The organism is Dactylosporangium sp. NPDC051087 (assembly GCF_055586325.1).
Window position 1 is genome coordinate 49,583 of record NZ_JBVJIJ010000044.1, and the last position, 21,422, is coordinate 71,004.

Below are 21,422 nucleotides of genomic sequence, written 5' to 3' on the forward strand. Positions count from 1 at the left end.
ACTGAGCGCACTTGGCCGGTGGCGCGAGTGGCACTACCGCCCCCCTGTCCGTGTACCGTGCAGGGAGTGGCAAGTCGACACGGAGGCGGGCAGTGCGAGAGCTGAATGTGGTCGGTGTTCGCGTGGAGCTGCCTACCAATCAGCCCATCGTGTTGCTCAAGGAGGTCGACGGCGACCGCTACCTGCCGATCTGGATCGGTGCGGTGGAGGCGACCGCGATCGCCTATGAGCAGCAGGGGGTCAAGCCTGCACGGCCGCTGACCCACGACCTGATGCGCGACATGCTGGCGGCGCTCAAGGCCCCGCTGAAGGCGGTCGAGATCGTCGAGATGCGGGACAACATCTTCTATGCCGAGCTGGTCATCGGCGACAACGTGCGGGTCTCCGCCCGGCCGAGTGACTCGATCGCGCTCGCGTTGCGGGTCGGCGCGCCGATCCGTTGTGCGGACCAGGTGCTCACCGAGGCCGCGATCGTCATCCCGGACGAGCAGGAGGACGAGGTGGAGAAGTTCCGCGAGTTCCTCGAGCAGGTCCGCCCGGAGGACTTCGCCGGGTAGTAGGTTCGGCAGCGGAGGCACCTTCCGTACCGGCGACAAAACGGGACAAAGCATCCCAGTGGCGACGCGCGGAAAATTCGGCGACCCGGCACGCGGCGTGTCGCGGCGTTACCTCCCCGCAGACCCTCAACGTGCGCTATAGGGTTGCCGGTGTTGACGCTGGAGGTGGGTCGCAATGCAACAGCCGCCCGATCCCGGGATATCCGGTCATGCTGCTGACACGGTTTCGGTGAGTGCTTTCGCCAAGTCCGACGACGTCGGCTACCGCGGTCCGACCGCCTGCCACGCCGCCGGGATCAGCTACCGGCAGCTCGACTACTGGGCCCGCACCGGGCTGGTCGTGCCGAGCGTTCGGGACGCGGCGGGCTCAGGCAGCCAGCGGCTCTACTCGTTCCGCGACATCGTCGTGCTCAAGGTCGTCAAGCGCCTGCTGGACGCCGGGGTGTCGCTGCAGAACATCCGCAAGGCGATCGAGACGCTGCGCTCCCGCGGCGTCGCCGACCTGGCCGGCATCACCCTCATCTCCGACGGCACCACCGTCTACGAGTGCCGCTCCCCCGAAGAGGTCGTCGACCTGCTCCAGGGCGGCCAGGGCGTGTTCGGCATCGCGATCTCCGGCGCGTTCAAGGAGATCGAGGGCACGCTGTCGCACCTGCCCGCCGAGGCGGCCACCCCCGCCGAGGAGGTCCCCGCCTCCGCCGACGACTTCGCCCAGACGGGCGGCGACGAGCTGGCCATGCGCCGCGCCCGCCGCCGCGCCGGCTGAGGGCAACCGCAAGCTCCGCGTCACTCACGCCGGTCGACCACCCCCACGGTCGACCGGCGTTTCCGTGCCAGACCGCGACGGCACCCGGCACTCCGCGCCGGGAAAAGCTCGAGAAACGCGTGGCATGAAAGGTGGGGTCGGCGTCGTTGCGGACGCCGGCCCGCCACGGCGACGATCGAGGCATGACGGCACGACGGGTCCTGGTGGCACTCTTCGACGGGGTGCAGAGCCTCGACGTCACCGGCCCGGTCGAGGTCTTCGCCGGCGCCGAGGAGGCCAGGCCCGGTTCGTACACCATCCGCAGCGGCAGCGTCGGCGGCGTGCCGGTCCGCGCGTCCAGCGGCCTGCGGCTGCTCCCCGACGAGGACCTGACCCTCGCCGGTCCGGCGGACGTGCTGCTCGTCCCCGGCGGGCGGGGCACCCGGTCCGGTGACCCGCGGCTCGTCGCGTGGCTGCGCGCCGCCGCCCGCGACGCCGGACGGGTCGCGTCGGTGTGCACCGGCGCGTTCCTCCTCGCCGAGGCGGGTCTGCTCGACGGGCGCCGCGCCACGACCCACTGGCAGTACACGGCCACCCTCGCCCGCCGCTTCCCCGCCGTCACCGTCGAGACCGAGCCGATCTTCGTCCACGACCGGGCCGTGTGGACGTCCGCCGGGGTCACCGCCGGCATCGACCTGGCCCTGGCGATCGTCGAGGAGGACCACGGCCGCGAGCTCACCCTGCGGATCGCCCGGCACCTCGTCATGTTCGTCCGCCGCCCCGGCGGGCAGCGGCAGTTCAGCGCCCACCTGGAGGCGCAGCTCGCCGAACGTGACCCGCTGCGGGAGGTGCAGCGGCACATCGCCGAGCACCCCGCCGCCGACCTGACCGTCGGCGCCCTCGCCCGCCTGGCGAACCTGTCGCCGCGGCAGTTCAGCCGGGCGTTCACCGCGGAGGTCGGCACCCCGCCCGGCCGGTACGTCGACCGGGTCCGCCTGGAGACCGCCCGCCGCCGCCTGGAGGAGGGCGCGTTCGTCGAGGACGCGGCACGCGCCTGCGGCTACGGCACCGCCGAGGCGATGCGCCGCGCGTTCGTCCGCGCCATCGGCGTCTCACCCAACGACTACAAGGAGCGCTTCCGATGCAGATGATCTTCGTCCTGTACGAGCGGATGACCGCGCTCGACGCGATCGGCCCCTACGAGGTCCTGTCCCGGCTGCCCGGGGCCAGGGTGACGTTCGCCGGGGTGAACGCCGGGCCCGTCCGCACCGACACCGGCGCGCTGTCCCTCGTCGCCGACCGGGCCCTCGCCGACTGCCCCGACCCGGACCTGGTCCTGGTCCCCGGCGGCCCCGACGTCCGGGCGCAGGTCACCGACACCGCCCTGCTCGACTGGCTCCGCGCCGCCGACCCGGCCACCACGTGGACGACGTCGGTGTGCTCCGGTTCGCTGATCCTCGCCGCCGCCGGCCTGCTGGCGGGCCGACCGCGACGACGCACTGGCTCGCGCTCGACCGGCTCCCGGCGTACGGCGTGACACCCGCCGCCCAGCGGGTGGTGCGGGACGGCAAGTACGTCACCGGCGCCGGCGTCTCCGCGGGCATCGACCTGGCGCTCACCCTCGCCGCCGAGATCGCCGGCCCGCGGGTCGCCGAGGCGATCCAGCTCGCGGTCGAGTACGACCCCCGGCCGCCGTTCACCGCCGGCTCCCCCGCCACCGCCGCACCGGCGCTCGTGTCGCACCTGCGGGCGAACTCGCACCTGGTGATGTCGACGTAGACTGCGGCTCGTGGCGTTCCGTGGCTGGGCCGCCGAGGCCCTCGACTTCTACGACGGCCTCGAGGCCGACAACTCCAAGACGTTCTGGACGGCCCACAAGGCCCTCTATGACGAGCAGGTCCGCGCGCCGATGGCCGAGCTGCTGGCGGAGCTCGCGCCCGAGTTCGGCCCGGCGAAGATCTTCCGGCCGTATCGGGACGTCCGGTTCAGCGCCGACAAGTCCCCGTACAAGACGTCCTGCGCGGCGTCGTTCGAGCGCGGCGGTTACGTCCAGCTGACCTGCCGCGGGCCTGGCGGCGGGCGCCGGTGCGTACATGATGGACCCGCCGCGGCTGGCGAAGTTCCGGCAGGCGGTCGCCGACGACTCCAGCGGCGTGCCGCTGACCGGGATCGTCGCCGCGCTGGAGGCGGAGGGCACGTCGGTCACGTCGCACGAGCAGCTGAAGTCGGTGCCGCGCGGCTACCCGAAGGACCACCCGCGCGCCGTCCTGCTGCGGCACAAGGGCCTGATCGCGTGGCACCAGTTCCCGCTGCGCCCGTGGCTGGGCACGGCGAAGGCGAAGACGCACCTGGTGACGTTCTTCCGCTCCTGCGCGCCGCTGCAGGACTGGCTGGCCATCCACACGTGACGCGCGCCTGACCCGCCGCCCGGTCGTCGCCGGGGCGGCGGGTCACGGGCATCGTCAGCGGCGTTCCACGGCGGCGAGGACGACGTCGAAGGGGGCGGAGGCGGCCCGGGCGGCCTCCGCGCGGTCGGCGGCCTCACGTTCGGCGGCGTCGAGCCACAGGGCGCCCTCGGTCCGGATCGCCTCCCGCGCGGCGGACGCGCCCGCCTGCCACGCGGCCTCCTCCGCGGCGGCGCGGACGAGCAGCTCCGGCGGCTCGCCCACGGGGACGGCCGGCGGGTCGGCGAGGAGGTTGCCCGGCGGGACGAAGACGACGGGCAGGCCGCTGCCGATCAGGGCCGCCTGCCGCCGCGCCTCGAAGGCGGGCGCCGAGGCGACCGCGTCGGCGTAGACGGCGGCGGTGCGGGCCGCGGTCGCCGCCCACGAGTGCCGCTCCCGGACCATCTGCCGGGCCTTGCCCGCCAGGCCCTGGGCGAACATCGGGTCCTGCAGCAGGGCGGTCACGGCGTCGGCGAGGCCGTCGGGCTCGCCGACGGGGAACCGGACGCCGGTGACGCCGTGCTCGACGATGGACGCGAGCCCGCCGGTCGACGCGACGACCAGCGCCGCCCCCGACGCCGCGGCCTCCAGGGCGACGGTGCCGGTCGCCTCATACCGGCTGGGCATGACGAACGCGTCGGCGGCGGCGAGGACCGCGGCGAGGGTGCGCTGGTCGAGGTGGCCGGGGAAGCTGACGGCGCGGTGCAGCTTGCGCTTGCGGGCCTCCTCGATGAGCGCGGCCCGGTATTCGCCGTCGCCGGCGACGACGGCGCGGGTGCCGGGGTGCCGGTCGCGGATCGCGGGCAGCGCCTCCAGGAGGTCCTGGACGCCCTTCTCGGCGATGAGGCGGCCCGCGTACACGAGCAGCGGGCCCTCACCGGCGAAGCGGAGCCGGGCGGCGAGGACCTCGCGGGCCGTCGCTGTCCACATGTCGGGGTCGATGCCGTTGGGCACGACGTCGACCCGCGTGGCGGGGACGTCGAAGAGGTGCTGGACCTCCCAGCGCAGGTAGTGCGTCGGCACGATCACCCGGACCGCCTCGGACCCGAGCCACCACTCGACGGAGTGCACGGAGCGGCTGGTCTCGCCGGTCAGATACCCCTGGTGCCGGCCCGCCTCGGTGGCCTGCATGGAGGCGACGAACGGCAGGCCGAGGGCCTCCTTGAGGGTGACGGCGGCGTGGGTGACGAGCCAGTCGTGGGCGTGGATCACGTCATACCCGCCGGGCGGGACCGTCCGCACGGCCGCTTCCGCGAGCAGGTGGTTGACGGCCATGGTCTGGCCGAGCCCGCCGCCGGACGTGTCGGCGGGTGACGGCGCCTCGGCGCGGACCACCCGGACCCCGTCGACGAGCGCCTCGGACGGGGCGTCCGCAGCGTGGCGGGTCACCACGGTCACCTGGTGGCCGGCGGCGACCAGCGCCGCGGACAGGGCAGCGACGCGCCCGCGGGGCGTCGCATCGGTCGTCGGTCGGTGGAATTCCCAGGCGATCATCAATACGCGCATAGCGGATACCTCTCGTCGCCGACTGTCACCGTAGCGCGTTCCGGCGCTTGCGCGGAGCAGCTTCGCGGGCCAATTTCATCTTTCCCGATTTTTCCGCAGTTGCGGTTTGCAACTTGCGGTTTTCCCTGACCACGGCCCTCGCGTGGAGGACGGCGGCGACCGACCGGGCGGAGAACGGGGCACCGGTCGGGCGGTGCGGAGCGTCACCCTCCGCGATCTCGCTGACCGAGCCGAGACCGCACTCCCCCACGTGCGCCTCGACGGCGGCGAGCGCCGCGTCCACCGGCAGACCGGCGGCGACCCTCGCGTCGACGTACGGGCCGAGCCACCACACCCACGCGGTCCCCTGGTGGTACGCGCTGTCCCGGGCGACCACCCCGCCGCGGTGCGTGCCGTGGTAGCCGTACTCGCCGGTGGCGAGGCTGCGCAGGCCGAGCGGGGTGACGAGGGTCGACCCGACCGCCTGCAGGACCCGGGAACGCAGGTGCGGCTCGTCGGCGGCCGGCGCGTACGGCAGGCTGAACGCGAGCAGCTGGTTGGGGCGCAGCACCGCGTCGTCGTGGAGGCTGCCGCCGCCCTTCGGATACGCGGCGGGGTGCGCGTCGACGACGTCGAACAGCCACCCGTCGGGCGCCCGGAAGCGTTTGACGACCTGCGCCTTCACCGCGTCGCGGCGGGCGTGGACGACGGACGCGTCCCGGCCGCAGCGTTCCCGCAGCGCGCCGACGGCGCCGAGCGCGTTGGCCCACAGCGCGTTGAGCTCGACGGGTTTGCCGTCCCGCGGGGTGATCGGCCCGCGCGGGAGGCGGGCGTTCATCCAGGTCAGGCCGGCGGTGTCGGCGTCGATGGCGAGGAGGCCGTCGGCCGGGTCGACCCGGACCCCGTCGCCGGTGCCTTTCGTGTACGCGGCGATCACCCCCTCCAGCACGGGCAGCAGCTCCGCGGCGAACGCGTCGTCGCCGGTGCGGCGCACGTGCCGTTCGGCGGCGTGCACGAACCACAACGGCCCGTCGGCGTCGTTCAGCGGCGCCGTGCCACGCATGCGGTCGGGCAGGTCGGCGTGGGCGCGCAGGAGCCGGGCGCCCTCCTCGGCGCGGCCCGTCTCGAGGAACAGTCCCTCGTACGCGGTCATCGTGTCGCGCAGGTAGCCGCCGAACCACGGATACCCGGCGATGACCGCGGGTGTCCCGTCGGGCCGGGTGACGATGAACTGGTCGGCGGCGAGGACGAGTGCCTTGTCGACGGCGTCGCGGGGGCCCGCGGCCCGCAGCAGCTTCCTGGCCCGCCGCCGCGCGTCGGCCACGACCACGGGCGCCGCGGGCGGCGGGGACGCGAGATCACCCGACCACGCGGACACCGACAGCGTCTCACCGACCGCCAGCACCGCCTGGAACGTCCCGGCGGCCCACAGGTCCTCGACCGGGTTCAGCCCCCGGGCGTCCTCCTCGCGGGTGTACGCGTCGAGGTACCACTCGCCGACCGGCCGGAACCCGGGCCCGTCCACCCGGTAGGCGTCCTCGACGGTGAACCCGCCACCGTCCGGCGCCACGACCGACGGCGGTTCGCCGGTCCGGTCACGTTCGGCGTCGGCGGCCCGCCACGTGCACAACGCGGTCAGGGCCAGCTCGACCGTCGCGCCGTCGGGCGCGGCGACGAGCCGGTGCACGACGGCGACGCTGTTGCGGCCGCGGGTCATCGCGACCTCGCGTTCGACGACGACCTCACCGATCCGCCACCGCCACCGCGGCACGCCGTCGGCGAGCTCGAACAGCTCCAGATGCTGGTGGCCGGCCGGGTCGACCGCGCCGGACGCCCACTCGTGCACGGCGAGCCGCACGACGGCGCCGCCGGGGAGCGTGACGACCGGGTCGAGCGCGGCGAGCGCCAGCTGCCGCTCCGGCGTGACGAGCAGACCGTGGTAGCGGCGGGTGCGGAGCCCCGAAAGGGTCCCGGTCGCGTGACCACCGGTACCGTCGGTGACGAGCCACTCGTGTTCGAACCCGGCGGGCGAATTGCAGACATGGGGGCCGAAGGTCATGGCCGATCCCGGGGGCATGTGCCCACTATGATCCGAACCCCCTTGGTTGAAACGTGCGCCACGACGAAATCGAGGTGTGATTCATCCCCGACCGTTGTCGGAAAGCCGACCCGTGGCCCGGCACGATTCATTATTGAGGGCACTGGGCATATGGCAGCCAGCTTCGCGCGTACCCGCGCGTGAACTTTCGACGCACGTAACACTGTGGCAACGCGGTCCCGGTTGAACACCGGTGCCGAGTGGCGGACGCAGCGATGGAGCAGGAGCTGAGATGCAGGTTTGGCCGGGCAACCGGTACCCGTTGGGTGCTACGTACGACGGGCAGGGCACGAACTTCGCGATCTTCTCCGAGGTGGCCACGGGGGTCGAACTGTGCCTCTTCGACGACAACGACGTCGAGGAGCGCATCAAACTCGTCGAGGTCGACGCGTTCGTGTGGCACGCGTACCTGCCGGGCGTCGACCCGGGACAGCGGTACGGCTTCCGCGTCCACGGCGAGTACGACCCGTCGCGGGGCCTGCGGTGCAACCCGCACAAGCTGCTGCTGGACCCGTACGCGAAAGCGATCGACGGTGACATCGCCTGGGACCCCGCCGTCTACGGGTACGACTTCAACGACCCCGAGCAGATGTCGACCGCGGACTCGGCGCCGTTCATGCCGAAGGCCGTCGTCGTCAACCCGTACTTCGACTGGGGCAACGACGCCGCGCCGCGCGTGCCGTACCACCACACCGTGGTCTACGAGGCGCACGTGAAGGGCCTCACGATGCGGCACCCGGACGTGCCGGAGGAACTGCGCGGCACGTACGCCGGCATCGCCCACCCGGCGATCATCGAGCACCTGCGCCGGCTCGGCATCACCGCCCTGGAGCTGCTCCCGGTCCACCACTTCGTGCACGACCAGCGCCTGGTCGAGCTCGGCCTGTCCAACTACTGGGGCTACAACACGATCGGCTTCTTCGCCCCGTACCACGGCTACGCCCGCCGGCACCGCGGCCAGCAGGTCCAGGAGTTCCGCGGCATGGTCAAGGCCCTGCACGCCGCCGGGATCGAGGTCATCCTCGACGTCGTCTACAACCACACCGCCGAGGGCAACCACCTGGGCCCGACGCTCGGCTTCAAGGGCATCGACAACGGGCACTACTACAAGCTCGAGGACGACGACAACCGCTACTACACCGACTACACGGGCACCGGCAACAGCCTCAACGTCCGCAACCCGCACACCCTGCAGCTGATCATGGACTCGCTGCGGTACTGGGTGACGGAGATGCGCGTCGACGGCTTCCGCTTCGACCTCGCCTCCACCCTCGCGCGCGAGTTCTACGAGGTCGACCGCCTGTCCACGTTCTTCGAGGTCGTGCAGCAGGACCCGGTCGTCAACCAGGTGAAGCTGATCGCCGAGCCGTGGGACGTCGGCCCCGGCGGCTACCAGGTCGGCAACTTCCCGCCGCTGTGGACGGAATGGAACGGCAAGTTCCGCGACACCGTCCGCGACTTCTGGCGCGGCGAGCCCGCGACGCTGAGCGAGTTCGCGTCCCGCATCTGCGGCTCGGCCGACCTGTACCAGGACGACGGCCGCCGCCCGTTCGCCAGCATCAACTTCGTCACCTGCCACGACGGGTTCACGCTCAACGACCTCGTGTCGTACAACGACAAGCACAACGAGGCGAACACCGAGGACAACCGCGACGGCGAGAGCCACAACCGGTCGTGGAACTGCGGCGTCGAGGGCCCGTCGGACGACCCGGAGATCACGGCGCTGCGGGCGAAGCAGCGCCGCAACTTCCTCACCACCCTCATGCTCAGCCAGGGCGTGCCGATGCTCTGCGCCGGCGACGAGCTCGGCCGCACCCAGGGCGGCAACAACAACGCGTACTGCCAGGACAACGACATCAGCTGGGTCGACTGGGACACCGTCGACGAGCAGCTCCTCGCCTTCACCCGCGGTCTCGCCGCGTTCCGCGAACGGCACCGGGTGTTCCGCCGCCGCCGGTTCTTCACCGGCCGGCCCGTCACCCGGCAGGAGGGCACGCCGATCCCCGACGTGGCGTGGTTCGCCACCAACGGCCGGCAGATGACCGAGGAGGACTGGGACAACCACTTCGGCAAGGCCCTCATGCTGTTCGTCAACGGCGAGTCGATCACCGAACGCGGCTCGCACGGCGAGCGGCACGTCGACGACTCGTTCCTGCTGTGCTTCAACGCCCACTACGAGCCCGTCGACTTCGTCATCCCGCAGTCCGACTACGGCAAGGAGTGGGAGCTGGTGATCGCGACCGCACCCGGGTCGGCGCGCGGCGGCGTGTCGTACACGGCCGGCGGCACCATCGTCGTGCCGGACCGGTCCCTCGTCGTGCTCGACCGGACGGTGTGACCGCGGTGGTGGCGAACTTCCCCACCGGGACGTACCGCGTCCAGGTGCGACCGGACTTCGACCTCGACGCGGCCGCCGGGCTCGCCGGCTACCTGCACGACCTGGGTGCCAGCCACCTGTACTCGGCGCCGCTGCTCGCCGCGACACCGGGATCCCCGCACGGCTACGACGTCGTCGACCCGACCCGGACCAACCCCGAGCTCGGCGGCCGGCCGGCCCTGCGACGCCTCGCGGACACGCTGCGGCAGCAGGGCCTCGGCCTGATCGTCGACATCGTCCCCAACCACATGGGCCTGTTCCAGCCCGCGGCGAACCCCATGTGGTGGGACGTGCTCACGCACGGCCGGTCGTCGCGGTACGCGGACTGGTTCGACATCGACTGGTCCTCCGGCCCGATCGTCGTGCCCGTCCTCGGGTCCGCCGCCGCCGTCGCCGAACTGTCGATCGACAGCGGCGAGCTGCGCTACTACGAGCACCGCTTCCCCATCGCCCCCGGCACCGCCGACGGCACCCCGCAGGAGGTGCACGACCGGCAGCACTACCGGCTCGTCGACTGGCGGCTCGGCAACGAGCTGCTCAATTACCGCAGGTTCTTCGCCGTGACGGAGTTGGCGGGTGTACGGGTGGAGGACCCGGCCGTCTTCGACGCGACCCACGCGGAAGTGCTGCGCTGGGTCGCCGACGGCGACGTCGACGGCATCCGCGTCGACCACCCCGACGGGCTGCGCGACCCCGGCGGCTACCTCACCGCGCTGCGCGAGCGGGCCCCGGACGCGTGGCTGGTCGTGGAGAAGATCCTGGAGCGCGGCGAGCCGCTGCCGCCGCACTGGCCGGTCGACGGCACCACCGGCTACGACGCCCTCGGCGACGTCTGCGGCCTCTTCATCGACCCGGCCGGCGCCCCGCCGTTCGACGGCCCGGACTGGGCCGAGGAAGCGCACGACCAGAAGCTCGACGTGACCCGCCGGCTGTTCCCCGCCGAGCTGCGCCGCCTCGACGCCCTCGCACCGGGTTCGAAGGAGCTGCTCGCCGAGCTGGCCGCGAACTTCCACGTGTACCGCACGTACCTGCCGTACGGGCGGCCCGACTTCGACGCGGCCGCCGAGGAGACGAAACGCCGCCGCCCCGACCTCGCCGAAGCCCTCGACGCGCTGACCCCCCGGCTGACCGACCCGGCCGACGAGCTGTGCGCCCGCTTCCAGCAGCTGACCGGCGCCGTCATGGCGAAAGGTGTCGAGGACACCGCCATGTACCGCTGGAACCGGTTCCTCGCGCTGAACGAGGTCGGCGGGGACCCGTCCAGGTTCGGGGTGCCGCCGGAGGAGTTCCACGCCGCCGCCGCCCGCCGCCTCCAGGACTGGCCGGCGGGGATGACGACCCTGTCGACGCACGACACGAAACGCGGCGAGGACGTCCGCGCCCGGCTCGCCGTCCTGTCCGAGGACCCGGACCTGCTGACACCGCTGCTCGGCCGGGTCGGCATCCCCGACCCGTCGTTCGAGTCCCTGTTCTGGCAGACCGTCGTCGGCGCGTGGCCGGTCACCGCCGAACGGCTGCAGGCGTACCTGACGAAGGCGGCCCGCGAAGCGAACCGCTCCACGTCGTGGGACACCCCCGACGAGACGTTCGAGGCGACGTTCGCCGCCGCCGTCCGGCTCCTGCACGACGACGCCCAGCTGCGCGCCGACGTGGAGACGGCCGTGGCGAGGATCCGGCCGTTCGGCTGGTCCAACGCCCTCGGCCAGAAGCTCGTGCAGCTCACCATGCCCGGCGTCCCCGACGTCTACCAGGGCACCGAACTGTGGGAGGACTCCCTCGTCGACCCCGACAACCGGCGCCCCGTCGACTTCGCCGAACGCCGCGACCTGCTCGCCGCGCTCGACGCCGCCGCGGCACCACCACCCGTCGACGACTCCGGCGTCGCGAAGCTCCTCGTCGTCAGCCGGGCGCTGCGCCTGCGGCGGGACCGGCCGGAACTGTTCCAGCGGTACCAGCCGGTGACCGTCACCGGCGACGCCGCCGGCCACACCGTCGCGTTCGACCGGGGCGGCGCCCTGACCGTCGCGACCCGGCTGCCGCTGCGGCTCGCCGCGTCCGGCGGCTGGAACGGCGAGGACCTGAAACTGCCCGGCGGCACCTGGACCGACGTCCTGACCGGCCGCGAGGTCGGCTCCACCCGGGTCGGCGACATCCTGTCGGCGTACCCGGTCGCGCTCCTGGTGAGGGGATAGCCCGTGCACGAGTTCCGCGTCTGGGCCCCGCAGGCCCGCACCGTCGGCCTCGCCCTGTCGTCCGGCGCCGCCCGGCCCATGACCGCCGGCGACGGCGGCTGGTGGACCCTGACCCTCCCCGACGCCGGCCACGGCACCGACTACGGGTTCGTCATCGACGACGGCGACCCCCTGCCCGACCCGCGGTCCCGCCGGCAACCAGCCGGTGTGCACGGACTCAGCCAGGTGTACGAGCACGACACGTACACCTGGAACGACCGGAACTGGACGGGCCGCCAGCTGCCCGGAAGCGTCGTCTACGAGCTGCACGTCGGCACGTTCACCCCCGGCGGCACCTTCGACACCGCCATCGAGAAACTCCCCTACCTGCGGGACCTCGGCGTCGACCTGGTCGAGCTGCTGCCCGTGAACACCTTCAACGGCGAATGGAACTGGGGCTACGACGGCGTCGGCTGGCACGCCGTCCAGGAGTCCTACGGCGGCCCCGACGGCCTCAAACGCTTCATCGACGCCGCCCACGGTTTTGGTTTGGGCGTGATCATCGACGCGGTCTACAACCACTTCGGCCCATCCGGCGCGTACACGCCGTCGTTCGGCCCGTACCTGTCGGCGGGCGCGAACACGTGGGGCCGGTCGCTGAACCTCGACGAGGCCGACTCCGGCGAGGTCCGCTCGTTCATCATCGACAGCGCCCTGCAGTGGCTGCGCGACTACCATGCCGACGGCCTGCGCCTCGACGCCGTCCACGCCCTCGTCGACCGCGGCGCCACCCACCTCCTCGAGGAACTCGCCGTCGCCGTCGACGCGCTGTCCACCGCGGTCGGCCGGCCGCTGTCGCTGATCGCGGAGTCCGACCTCAACGACGCCCGCCTGGTCACCGCCCGCGAAGGCGGCGGATACGGCCTGCACGCCCAATGGGACGACGACGTCCACCACGCGCTGCACGCCATGCTCACCGGCGAACGGCAGGGCTACTACGGCGACTTCGGCTCCCCCGCCTGCTTCACCAAGGTCTGGACCGAGGCGTTCTTCCACGCCGGCACCTGGTCGTCGTTCCGCCGCCGCCGGCACGGCCGCCCGGTCGACGTCGCGAAGATCCCCGGCCACCGCTTCGTGGTCTGCCTGCAGAACCACGACCAGATCGGCAACCGCGCCACCGGCGACCGGCTGACCGCCTCGCTGTCCCCGGGCCTGCTGAAGGTCGGCGCGACCCTGCTGCTCACGTCCCCGTTCACACCGATGCTGTTCATGGGCGAGGAGTTCGCGGCCCGCACCCCCTGGCAGTTCTTCACCAGCCACCCCGAGGCGTCCCTGGCCACCGCCGTCCGGGAAGGCCGCCGCGAGGAGTTCGCCGAGCACGGCTGGCCACCGGGCGACGTCCCCGACCCGCAGGACCCCGCCACGTTCGAACGCTCACACCTGGACTGGTCCGCGCAGGACCAGGCGATGCTCGCGGTGTACCGGTCGCTGATCGCCCTCCGCAAACGCCACCCCGCCCTGTCGGACCCGCGCCTGAACCTCGTCGAGGTGACCCACGACGACGGGCTCCTGCTGATCCGCCGCGGCCCGCACGTGGTCATCGCCAACCTCACCGCGGACCCCCGCACCGTCCCCCTGTCCGCCGACTGCCTCCTCTTCACCACCGACGACGCCGCCGTCCTCCAAGCCTCGTCCCTGACCCTCCCCCCGGAATCCGCGGCCATCATCTAGCGGCCTTTCATGTGCTTCACGTGTACGGCCGCCGCGGCGGTGAGGAACCCGGCGCAGGCGGGACACCGCGTGTCGGCCAGGTAGCGCTCTGCCAGGTTCGGCAGCGGCGCTCTAGCCCGCGCGGTGGTTTGTCCATAGTCTTGGGAGGTGTCGGAGGGGCGCACGGTGCCGTCGTGGCGGCTGGGTGAGCACGTGTGTGTCACCTATGCCGGCGACGACGAGTGCCGTGACCTGCTCACCGCGTTCGTGAAGGACAGTGTCCGCCCCGGGCAGCGGGTGGTGGTCCTCCTCGATGCCGGCGACGCCGACCTCGCCAGGCAGGTCGTGGCCGCAGCGCCCGACGCCGTCGCCGGGCAGCTCGTCGTCGCCGTTCACGGGGTCGGGTTCGAGGCGTCCGGGGCGGGGCGGGTCGAGCAGATGCTGGACGGGCTCACCACGGTGCGCGACGAGGCGTTCGCCGACGGGTACGAGGCGGTCTGCGTCGCCGCGCAGATGACGTGGGCGTTGCGGGCCGGGTTCGACACGGGCGACCTGGTCGCCTACGAGGCGGCGGTCAACCGGTTCTTCGGTGACGGGCGGGTCGCCGTGTTCTGCCTGTACGACCGGCGCCGCTTCGAAAAGGACGCCCTCACCGCGATCGGGGCCGTGCACTCCGGGCCGCTGCTGCGGTTCACCATCGGCGGCTGGGGTGCCCACCTGCGGCTGTCCGGTGAGCTCGACGCGTCCAACACCGGGGCGCTGCCGTCGATCCTCGGCCTGGTCACCGAGGTCGACAGCACCGTCCTGCTCGACGCCAGCGACCTGCGGTTCGTCGACGCCGCCGGGGCGCGGGCCATCGTCCGGTTCGCCGAGTCGCGGCCCAACCGGCACACGGTCGTGCGCTGCACCCGCGGGGTCCGGCAGGCGCTGAGCCTGGTCGGCGCCGACGCCGTGCCCGGCCTCGTGCTTCGCGACCAGATCAGCGGGGTATGACAGCCGCGTGCCAGCCTTCCCCCGCGGTGTCGCGACCTACTACGAGACCTCCGACGGTGTCCGTGTCGACATCGCGCCCGACGTCGTCGACACGGTGCTGTCGCTGCTCGGGCCGCCCTCCGCGGCAGGTGCGCCGGCGCCCGTGGTGCCGTCGGGGCCGTTGCACGAGGTGCCGCGGACCTGGGGGTGGATGCTCCAGCTGTACGGGCTGCGCTCGGCCGGCTCGTGGGGGGTCGGAGACTTCGCCGACCTGGCGGCCTTCACCCGGTGGGCGGCGTCGACCGGCGCCGGGGCGGTCCTCGTCAACCCCTTGCACGCCGTCGCGCCCGTCGACCCGCTGCCGGCGTCGCCGTACTCGCCGTCGTCGCGGCGGTTCGTGAACCCGCTGTACCTGCGGATCACCGACCTGCCCGAGTACCGGGCCGCCGACGTTTCGGTCCGCGAGGCCGTCGACGCGTTGCGGCCCGCCGACGCCGCCGACGGGCTCATCGACTACGACGGGGTGTGGCGGGCGAAACGCGCCGCGCTGACGCTGCTCTGCCCGCCGGGCGAGGGCCCTGTCGCCGAGCGGTCCGAGCTCACCGACTTCGCCGTGTACTGCGCGCTCGTCGCCGACCACGGCCCCGACTGGCGGGCGTGGCCCGAGGAGCTGCGCCGGCCGGGTCCCGCCGCGTACGCCGCCGCCGACCCGGCCGCGGTCGCGTTCCACACCTGGCTGCAACGCCGCTGCGAGGCGCAGCTGGCCGCCGCGAACGACGCCGCCGCCGGGATGGCCGTCGGCATCATCCACGACCTCGCCGTCGGCATCGACCCCGGCGGCGCCGACGCGTGGACGATGCAGGACGTCATCGCCGCCGGCGCGAAGGTCGGCGCGCCCCCGGACGCGTTCAACCAGCAGGGGCAGGACTGGGGGCTCGCGACGTGGAGCCCCGACCGGCTCGCCGGCACGGGGTACACCGCCTGGCGGACCCTGCTCCGGGAGATCTTCAAGCATGCCGGCGGGCTCCGCGTCGACCACGTCGCCGGGTTGTGGCGGCTGTGGTGGGTACCGCCGGGCCAGACCCCGGCGCAGGGCACCTACGTCTACTACGACGACGAGGCGATGCTCGGCATCCTCGTCGAGGAGGCGAAACTCGCCGGCGCCGTCGTCGTCGGCGAGGACCTCGGCACCGTCGAGGACGTCGTCACCACCACCCTGCAGGACCGCAACATCCTCGGCTCCGCCGTGCTGTGGTTCACCCGCGACGACGACGGCCGCTTCCTGCCGCCCGGCGACTGGCCCGAGAACGCCCTCGCCAGCGTCTCCACCCACGACCTGCCGACCGCCGCCGGGTTCCTGTCCGGGGAGCACGTCCTGTCCCGCGCGGAGGCCGGTGTCCTCACCCGTGACGTGAAACTCGAATGGGCCGCGGCGACCGCCGACCGGACCGCGCTGCTCGACCTGCTCGACGCCGAGGGGCTCACCGGGCCGGACAGCACCGACGAGGAGATCGTCCTCGCGATGCACCAGCTGCTGGTGCGGACCCCGTGCCGGATCGTGCTCGCGTCGCCGTACGACGTGCTCGGCGAGGCCCGCCAGCCGAACCTGCCCGGGACGACGACCCAGTACCCGAACTGGCGGATCCCGTTGCCGCTGTCCCTGGAGGACCTGACCACCGACGCGCGGATGAAACAGATCGCGGACCTGTTCTCGGCCTCTTGACGGGGTCGATGAAGATGGGCGCATGTCGAGCGGGAACACCTACCTAGAGCAGGTTGTCGCACAGCAGGAGCGCCTCGAGAACGACCTGCGTTCCAAGCGCAGCGCGCCCGTGCCGGTCGCGCAGGCCGCCGCGTCGGCGGGCGGGCCGAGCCGCGGCGGTGGCCGCCAGCAGGCCAGCCAGCCCGCGCCCAACGCCGTCGAGGTCAGGGTCACCGGGTTCGGCCGGTGGAAGACCGTCATCGTCCCGCCGAACGCGTTCGTCGTGCACACCCGCCGCGGCCGTGGCGAGCCGCTGCACGTCGGTCTCGGCGTCTCGTTCCGCTACAACCCGGCCACCGACTCGTATCTCGTCGTGCCGGGCGCGATGCAGACCATCCTGATCAACGCCTTCTGCATCTGCCGCGAACTGCAGGGCGTCCTCGTCCAGGCGTACGTGCAGTGGATCATCGAGGACTTCTCCACCGCGTACCGCAAGCTCGACTTCGGCGACGCCGAGGACCCGATGCGCCTGGTCAACCTGCAGCTCAAAGAGCAGGCCGAGGCGGCCATCAAGGACAAGGTCGCCACCCTCGGCGTCAGCGACGTCCTCAGCGACAAACAGCCGATCATCGAGGAGCTCACCGCCCGGCTCCGCGCCGTCGCCGAGGGCAGCTCCGGCTCCGCGGGTCTCGGCCTGCGGATCGTCACCGTGCAGATCAAGGAGGCCGTGGTCAGCTCGTCGCGGCTGTGGGAGAACCTGCAGAAGCCGTACCGCAGCGAACAGGGACGCATCGCGCGCCTCGCGGAACTCGCCGCCGACGAGGCCATCGGCACGCGGGAGCTCGCCGCGTCGCGGCTGCGGCAGACGCAGCAGATCGAAAGCGACCGGGAGCTCGCCGACCTGCGGGCCCGCAACGCGGCGCTGCAGTTCGACCAGGAGTCGGGCGAGCGGCTGCGCCGGTCGCAGCGGCAGGAGGAGGACAGCCGCGCGCTCGCCGACCTGCAGGACGCGACGGCCCGGCACACGATGGCCCTCGAACGCGACCGCGCCGCCGAGGAGGCCGAGATCGGCCGGCTGCGCATCGCCCGCGAAGCGGAACTGCGCCGCCTCACCGTCGACGGCGAACTGGCCGTCGAGACGATCCGGGCGCAGGCCGTCCACGAGCAGGGGCTGCTGGAGCTGGACCGGACCCGGCTGCGCGCCGACATCGACAACACGCAGTCGCCGGAGAGCATCCAGGCCCGCCTGATCGACGCCCTGCCGGAGATCGTGTCCAAGCTGCCGAAACCCGCCGAGCTGCGGGCCGTCACCATCGGCGGCAACGACACCTCGACGGTCAGCGGCCTGCTCGCCGAACTCGCCGGCGTCGTCGGCGCCCTCCAGGCGACGCTCAAGAAGCCGTAACCGCCCGCCGCGTGAGCACCCCGGCCGGCGTCGCTGCCCTTTTCGCGGCGCCGGCCGGGGTCAGCCTCTTCGCGATGCCGGCCGGGCCAGGGCCGTTCCGCGGCGCCCGCCGGGTCAGGGCTTGTTTCGCGGCGCCCGCCGGGTCAGGGCTTGTTTCGCGGCGCCGGCCGGGTCAGGCGATCGGCATGAACGGGCGCTTGCAGCGGCGCTGGGCGGTCGGTTCGAGGCGCCGCCACCGGATCGTCGCCATCGTCCGGCCGTCGGGCAGGGTCTTCGACCCGATCCCGTCGACGGGCAGGAACCCGGCCGACGCGAGCCACCGCTTGCCCGCCTCGTTGTCGGTCTCGCACGTCGCCCGCAGCTCCACGATGCCGAAGTGGTGATGGGCGAACGCGCAGACCACCTGGAGGGCTTCCCGCCCGAACCCGAGCCGCCGGAACGCCGGATGCACGAGCCCGGCGACCTCCATGAACCCGTCCTCGCCCCGCCCGAACCCGGCGCTGACGACGACCGCCCCGGTCTGCGGGTCCCGGCCCACGAACTCGGCTCCCGTGTCGGCGATCACCACCGGGTCGGTGTCGTCCTGCTCGACCCACGGCCCGTCCTCGCCCCAGCCGAGCCGGAACCTGACCTCCCGGTCCGCGAGCTGCCGCCACACGTCGAGGAGCTCCTTGCGCCGCGGGACACCGAGCTCCAGCCGCGCGGTGGTCGCACTGTGCACTCCGCCGAACCCACACCTGAACGCCGGCGCCGCCGTCTTGCCGAACATCCCCGAAACGCTACCCGACCTCCCATCGCAGCATCCTTCCCGCCGCCTCGCAGGCCGCACCGAATGCGCGGTGCGGGAACCACGCCGCCGCCATGGGCCGCGACGTAGGCGATTTCCGGCAGGTCAATCGTTTACCTCACGTTCCAGTCTCACCATTGACATACTCCAGCAATGCGGAACTCAGGACAATTTCGCTCGAATCATGGCGCCATATCGTCAGAATGGCAGAAACTGCTTTACATGCCGCGACCACAACGTTGCGCTCAGCGTCGAGAAGGTCTTCTACATGCTGGGCCGGATTCGCGATGGGTCGGGCGAGAGGAAAAGCATAAATCAGTGAATGGGGCATGCGAATAATTTCGAACTGCACACGACTTCCGTCCGGTGGGGACGGAAAGGCGACGGGCACCGTCGACGGCCGGGCTCCCGCAATTCGTCGAACTTCTCGTCGAAGGAACAAGGCAGGGTCGACATATCGACCAAAAGACGTTGCGTCGAGCACGACATGATCTTCAACCGTCACAATCGGTCTACCATTTCGATTCAGATCCGTGACAGTCACTGCTGCCTGCTTAAGGTCGGCGTGATACCCAAGGAGCATCAGAATACGGCCCACCTCGTAGCATGTCGCGAGCGGAGAATAGAACTTCTTGCCGTTCACGGCCAGGCGGTGCGCGCGGAGAGTTATGTACAGGGGCCGCAGCACAGGCGAAACCTTAGGAGACAAAAAGCCATTCAGATCCGACACGTCAATGTGGGGGTACGTCATAACATGCGGAGCGACCGGCCGCCGAACTGGAATCGGGCGCCGAATCGGCTTCTTCCGCTCCTTACTCATTGGACATCTCGACAAGCCGATGGATCTGTCCTGCCGAGGACTCCGCCCACCTCGTCATAATCCAATGGACGGCAGTTACACCACCGGGCCTCTTGATCTCCACAGCCTCAAGTTCGGGTCGGTCCACGCGGTCGAGAATCTCGAGCATTGTCCTGAAGTTGCCTCGATGCATCGCCAGATATGCCTGCACCACTTCCAGTCTCGCTCTATCACCTGGTCGGAACGAATTACCTCGGGTCTGATAAGAAGCGGCCAGACGCAGCACCTCTTCAACAACTGGCAAAGCATGCGACGAAGCATCAGAGAATCCTAGACAATGATGGACAACGTTGGTAACGAGGGCGTCCACATCCACGTAGCTCAAAGACTGAAGCGCGACGAGCTGATGGAAGTCTCGAACTAGGCTCAGCGCCTCATCCCACCGCCGCTGTTCAATCTTCGCCTCGACCATGAGCCGTCGCAAGGTCACCCGATGGAACGCATACGCCGGATCGCCGAGTCGGCCGTCCAACTCAGCAACGAACGTATCCAGGTCGTCCGTCTCCACCAGACACTCACCCAGGCGATGAACATCCTTCGCAATCGTCGTCTGCGGATCATCGGCATCGTCGTCCACGACCAGCGCCCGCAGGCGATCTGCCAGCTCGCCGATCCGGCGGTGACCCGGTAGCTCGCTTGCCAGTTCGTATGCCAGCTGAAACGCACCGAAGGTGGACGTACTCGCACGATCGAGTGTTGCCCCTCCCTCACACACGTGCCAGGCGACGACCTCGTCCAGCAGGTCGCAAACTTCCTCGACAACATCCCCCGATCGCCCTGCCTGTCTAACTAGAGCGACCGCGAGCTGGGTATAGGTGCCGATCGCCATCGTCGGCGAAGGGCGATCTACGGTAGTCCGGAGATAGTCAACCTCGGCACGCAGATAGATCTCCGACTCAAGCCAACACTCGGCAAAGCCGAGCGCCACCGCCAAATTTCCCCAAAGGAGCGCGATCGCGTAATTCCGGACGCCGTGACCCAGTGCAGCAACCGACACCTGCCGGCAATGCCCGATGAGCACCATGGCCAGGTCCTGCCGGTCAGCATCAATCAGCCGTTGCAACCAGCGCTGCGAGAAGTAGCCTGCATGAGTGACGACAACCTCGGTTGCATCTTCCCGAGCTACATCCGCTCGAATCACATCCTGAACAATTTCGTTCATACTGATGGAGAAATCGAACGAGCTGGCGGTTTCACTTTCGTCGGCTCCGCCAAAAATTGGGATGTCGACGGCTACCAGAGAACCTTTCAACATCTCCCGAAGAATCTCACCAACAGGCGGGTCCGTGCCACGGTAGGGCGCAAACGAATCGACCACCTGGCGCATATCCTGATGGGGCTCGATGAAGACGCAGGCCAGAAGGATATGTAGGGGAATCTGACGCGAGTGCATGAATGCACCAAACCGCAAGGCCATGCGGGCAACCTTCGCTGCTGCGTTCGTTTCACCGCGCTGCTCAATCCTGCGAACAGCGAGCAAGACCGCTCCCACTAGCGTCCGCGGATAGCCGGGCGGTACCGAGTCCTCGTCACCTAGTGCCCGCCGGACGAGAAGCTCATAGTTCGCGGCGCCGGACAGCCCTTCGTGTGTGTCCATCAAGTACGCCGACGCCAGTTCAAGTGCCAGCGGCCATCGGTGCAGTCGCTCGGCGAGGGCAGCGATCCGATCTTCGGCGGCGGCAGTTGCGCGATCACCGTTGGCGGCAAGCCGTCGCGACAACAAAATGATGGCCTGACTTTCTGTCATCGCCGGCACTTCCATTGTTGACATGTGCGCACCGTGCCAGGACAGCGGATCGGTTGTGGTAACCAGGACATGCCCGAGACCAGTACCCGGCAGCCAGCGTTTGGTTTGACGAGCATCGGCCGCATTGTCGAATACAATCAGCCACGGCGTGCTGATTCTGCCAAGTCCCACTTGAACACGGTCAAGGAGTCGATCCTCAACCGGGGCAGGCAACACATTTGCCTCAATCCATTGAGCTACCGCATGGAACGACGATTCCAAGGCCTCACTAGTACGACAGCCCAGGTTCGTTATGTAGATGCTGGTTGATGGATGGTGTGGCCGCGGCGGCGGTAGTGGCTGGTGCGGGCGCGGGCTTGGTGT

17 protein-coding genes and 1 pseudogene are annotated in these 21,422 nt (G+C 70.9%); 13 read left to right on the forward strand and 5 right to left on the reverse strand.

Annotated elements, in window-relative coordinates:
* The first annotated feature begins 92 nt into the window (after nucleotides 1-92).
* The 7 genes and pseudogenes from ACZ6TV_RS49830 (at nucleotide 93) to ACZ6TV_RS49860 (ending at nucleotide 3,710) form a co-directional block, all read left to right on the forward strand.
* Nucleotides 93-557 (forward strand): bifunctional nuclease family protein, encoded by a 465-nt coding sequence (locus ACZ6TV_RS49830; RefSeq protein WP_033358824.1) that lies wholly within the window; start codon nucleotides 93-95, stop codon nucleotides 555-557.
* Nucleotides 558-732: 175 nt separating this feature from the next.
* Nucleotides 733-1,323 (forward strand): MerR family transcriptional regulator, encoded by a 591-nt coding sequence (locus ACZ6TV_RS49835; protein ID WP_465307769.1) that lies wholly within the window; start codon nucleotides 733-735, stop codon nucleotides 1,321-1,323.
* Nucleotides 1,324-1,505: 182 nt separating this feature from the next.
* On the forward strand, nucleotides 1,506-2,453 hold the full coding sequence (locus ACZ6TV_RS49840; RefSeq protein WP_465307771.1) for a GlxA family transcriptional regulator: 948 nt from the start codon (nucleotides 1,506-1,508) through the stop codon (nucleotides 2,451-2,453).
* Complete coding sequence (locus ACZ6TV_RS49845; protein ID WP_465307773.1) at nucleotides 2,444-2,839, forward strand: DJ-1/PfpI family protein; 396 nt, start codon at nucleotides 2,444-2,446, stop codon at nucleotides 2,837-2,839. Before ACZ6TV_RS49840 ends, ACZ6TV_RS49845 begins: the two co-directional genes overlap by 10 nt.
* Nucleotides 2,836-3,081, forward strand: a complete 246-nt coding sequence (locus ACZ6TV_RS49850; RefSeq protein ID WP_465307775.1) for a hypothetical protein — start codon at nucleotides 2,836-2,838, stop codon at nucleotides 3,079-3,081. Before ACZ6TV_RS49845 ends, ACZ6TV_RS49850 begins: the two co-directional genes overlap by 4 nt.
* 10 nt (nucleotides 3,082-3,091) lie before the next feature.
* Nucleotides 3,092-3,286 (forward strand): annotated as a pseudogene (locus tag ACZ6TV_RS49855) (DUF2461 family protein); the annotation flags it as partial.
* A 109-nt stretch (nucleotides 3,287-3,395) separates the two neighbouring features.
* A complete protein-coding gene (locus tag ACZ6TV_RS49860; protein WP_465307777.1) occupies nucleotides 3,396-3,710 on the forward strand; it encodes a DUF2461 family protein in 315 nt (104 codons plus the stop codon).
* A 54-nt stretch (nucleotides 3,711-3,764) separates the two neighbouring features.
* Here ACZ6TV_RS49860 and ACZ6TV_RS49865 read toward each other — a convergent pair whose 3' ends face one another.
* Both ACZ6TV_RS49865 and ACZ6TV_RS49870 read right to left on the reverse strand, forming a co-directional pair.
* Nucleotides 3,765-5,240, reverse strand: a complete 1,476-nt coding sequence (locus ACZ6TV_RS49865) for a glycosyltransferase family 4 protein (RefSeq protein ID WP_465307779.1) — start codon at nucleotides 5,238-5,240, stop codon at nucleotides 3,765-3,767.
* A 37-nt stretch (nucleotides 5,241-5,277) separates the two neighbouring features.
* Nucleotides 5,278-7,308, reverse strand: a complete 2,031-nt coding sequence (locus ACZ6TV_RS49870) for an amylo-alpha-1,6-glucosidase (RefSeq protein WP_465307781.1) — start codon at nucleotides 7,306-7,308, stop codon at nucleotides 5,278-5,280.
* Nucleotides 7,309-7,561: 253 nt separating this feature from the next.
* Between ACZ6TV_RS49870 and glgX the strand changes: the two genes are divergently transcribed.
* The 6 genes from glgX to ACZ6TV_RS49900 all read left to right on the forward strand — a co-directional run bounded on the left by glgX (nucleotide 7,562) and on the right by ACZ6TV_RS49900 (nucleotide 17,666).
* Nucleotides 7,562-9,667, forward strand: a complete 2,106-nt coding sequence (gene glgX, locus ACZ6TV_RS49875; protein WP_465307783.1) for a glycogen debranching protein GlgX — start codon at nucleotides 7,562-7,564, stop codon at nucleotides 9,665-9,667.
* An 8-nt stretch (nucleotides 9,668-9,675) separates the two neighbouring features.
* Nucleotides 9,676-11,898, forward strand: a complete 2,223-nt coding sequence (gene treY / locus ACZ6TV_RS49880) for a malto-oligosyltrehalose synthase (protein WP_465307799.1) — start codon at nucleotides 9,676-9,678, stop codon at nucleotides 11,896-11,898.
* Between the two features lie 3 nt (nucleotides 11,899-11,901).
* On the forward strand, nucleotides 11,902-13,608 hold the full coding sequence (treZ, locus tag ACZ6TV_RS49885) for a malto-oligosyltrehalose trehalohydrolase (protein WP_465307785.1): 1,707 nt from the start codon (nucleotides 11,902-11,904) through the stop codon (nucleotides 13,606-13,608).
* Nucleotides 13,609-13,755: 147 nt separating this feature from the next.
* Complete coding sequence (locus ACZ6TV_RS49890) at nucleotides 13,756-14,580, forward strand: MEDS domain-containing protein (RefSeq protein WP_465307787.1); 825 nt, start codon at nucleotides 13,756-13,758, stop codon at nucleotides 14,578-14,580.
* 7 nt (nucleotides 14,581-14,587) lie between these two features.
* Nucleotides 14,588-16,282, forward strand: coding sequence for a 4-alpha-glucanotransferase (locus ACZ6TV_RS49895; protein ID WP_465307789.1), 1,695 nt, complete (start codon nucleotides 14,588-14,590; stop codon nucleotides 16,280-16,282).
* Nucleotides 16,283-16,304: 22 nt separating this feature from the next.
* Nucleotides 16,305-17,666 (forward strand): SPFH domain-containing protein, encoded by a 1,362-nt coding sequence (locus ACZ6TV_RS49900; protein ID WP_465307791.1) that lies wholly within the window; start codon nucleotides 16,305-16,307, stop codon nucleotides 17,664-17,666.
* 172 nt (nucleotides 17,667-17,838) lie between these two features.
* Here ACZ6TV_RS49900 and ACZ6TV_RS49905 read toward each other — a convergent pair whose 3' ends face one another.
* From ACZ6TV_RS49905 to ACZ6TV_RS49915, 3 genes are all read right to left on the reverse strand, one after another.
* The gene (locus ACZ6TV_RS49905) at nucleotides 17,839-18,435 is read right to left on the reverse strand and encodes a GNAT family N-acetyltransferase (RefSeq protein ID WP_465307793.1); all 597 of its coding nucleotides are present in this window, start codon (nucleotides 18,433-18,435) and stop codon (nucleotides 17,839-17,841) included.
* A 136-nt stretch (nucleotides 18,436-18,571) separates the two neighbouring features.
* A complete protein-coding gene (locus ACZ6TV_RS49910; RefSeq protein WP_465307795.1) occupies nucleotides 18,572-19,096 on the reverse strand; it encodes a hypothetical protein in 525 nt (174 codons plus the stop codon).
* 169 nt (nucleotides 19,097-19,265) lie between these two features.
* Entirely contained in the window at nucleotides 19,266-21,230 is a 1,965-nt protein-coding gene (locus tag ACZ6TV_RS49915) for a hypothetical protein (protein WP_465307797.1), read from the reverse strand.
* Between the last annotated feature and the right edge of the window lie 192 nt (nucleotides 21,231-21,422).

What these genes read in the sequence shown, in the direction of transcription:
- ACZ6TV_RS49835 (WP_465307769.1), top strand. Translation starts at nt 733, where the DNA reads ATGCAACAGCCGCCCGATCCCGGGATATCCGGTCATGCTGCTGACACG.
- ACZ6TV_RS49840 (WP_465307771.1), top strand. Translation starts at nt 1,506, where the DNA reads ATGACGGCACGACGGGTCCTGGTGGCACTCTTCGACGGGGTGCAGAGC.
- ACZ6TV_RS49845 (WP_465307773.1), top strand. Translation starts at nt 2,444, where the DNA reads ATGCAGATGATCTTCGTCCTGTACGAGCGGATGACCGCGCTCGACGCG.
- ACZ6TV_RS49860 (WP_465307777.1), top strand. Translation starts at nt 3,396, where the DNA reads ATGATGGACCCGCCGCGGCTGGCGAAGTTCCGGCAGGCGGTCGCCGAC.
- ACZ6TV_RS49865 (WP_465307779.1), bottom strand. Translation starts at nt 5,240, where the DNA reads ATGATCGCCTGGGAATTCCACCGACCGACGACCGATGCGACGCCCCGC.
- ACZ6TV_RS49870 (WP_465307781.1), bottom strand. Translation starts at nt 7,308, where the DNA reads ATGCCCCCGGGATCGGCCATGACCTTCGGCCCCCATGTCTGCAATTCG.
- glgX (WP_465307783.1), top strand. Translation starts at nt 7,562, where the DNA reads ATGCAGGTTTGGCCGGGCAACCGGTACCCGTTGGGTGCTACGTACGAC.
- ACZ6TV_RS49900 (WP_465307791.1), top strand. Translation starts at nt 16,305, where the DNA reads ATGTCGAGCGGGAACACCTACCTAGAGCAGGTTGTCGCACAGCAGGAG.
- ACZ6TV_RS49905 (WP_465307793.1), bottom strand. Translation starts at nt 18,435, where the DNA reads ATGTTCGGCAAGACGGCGGCGCCGGCGTTCAGGTGTGGGTTCGGCGGA.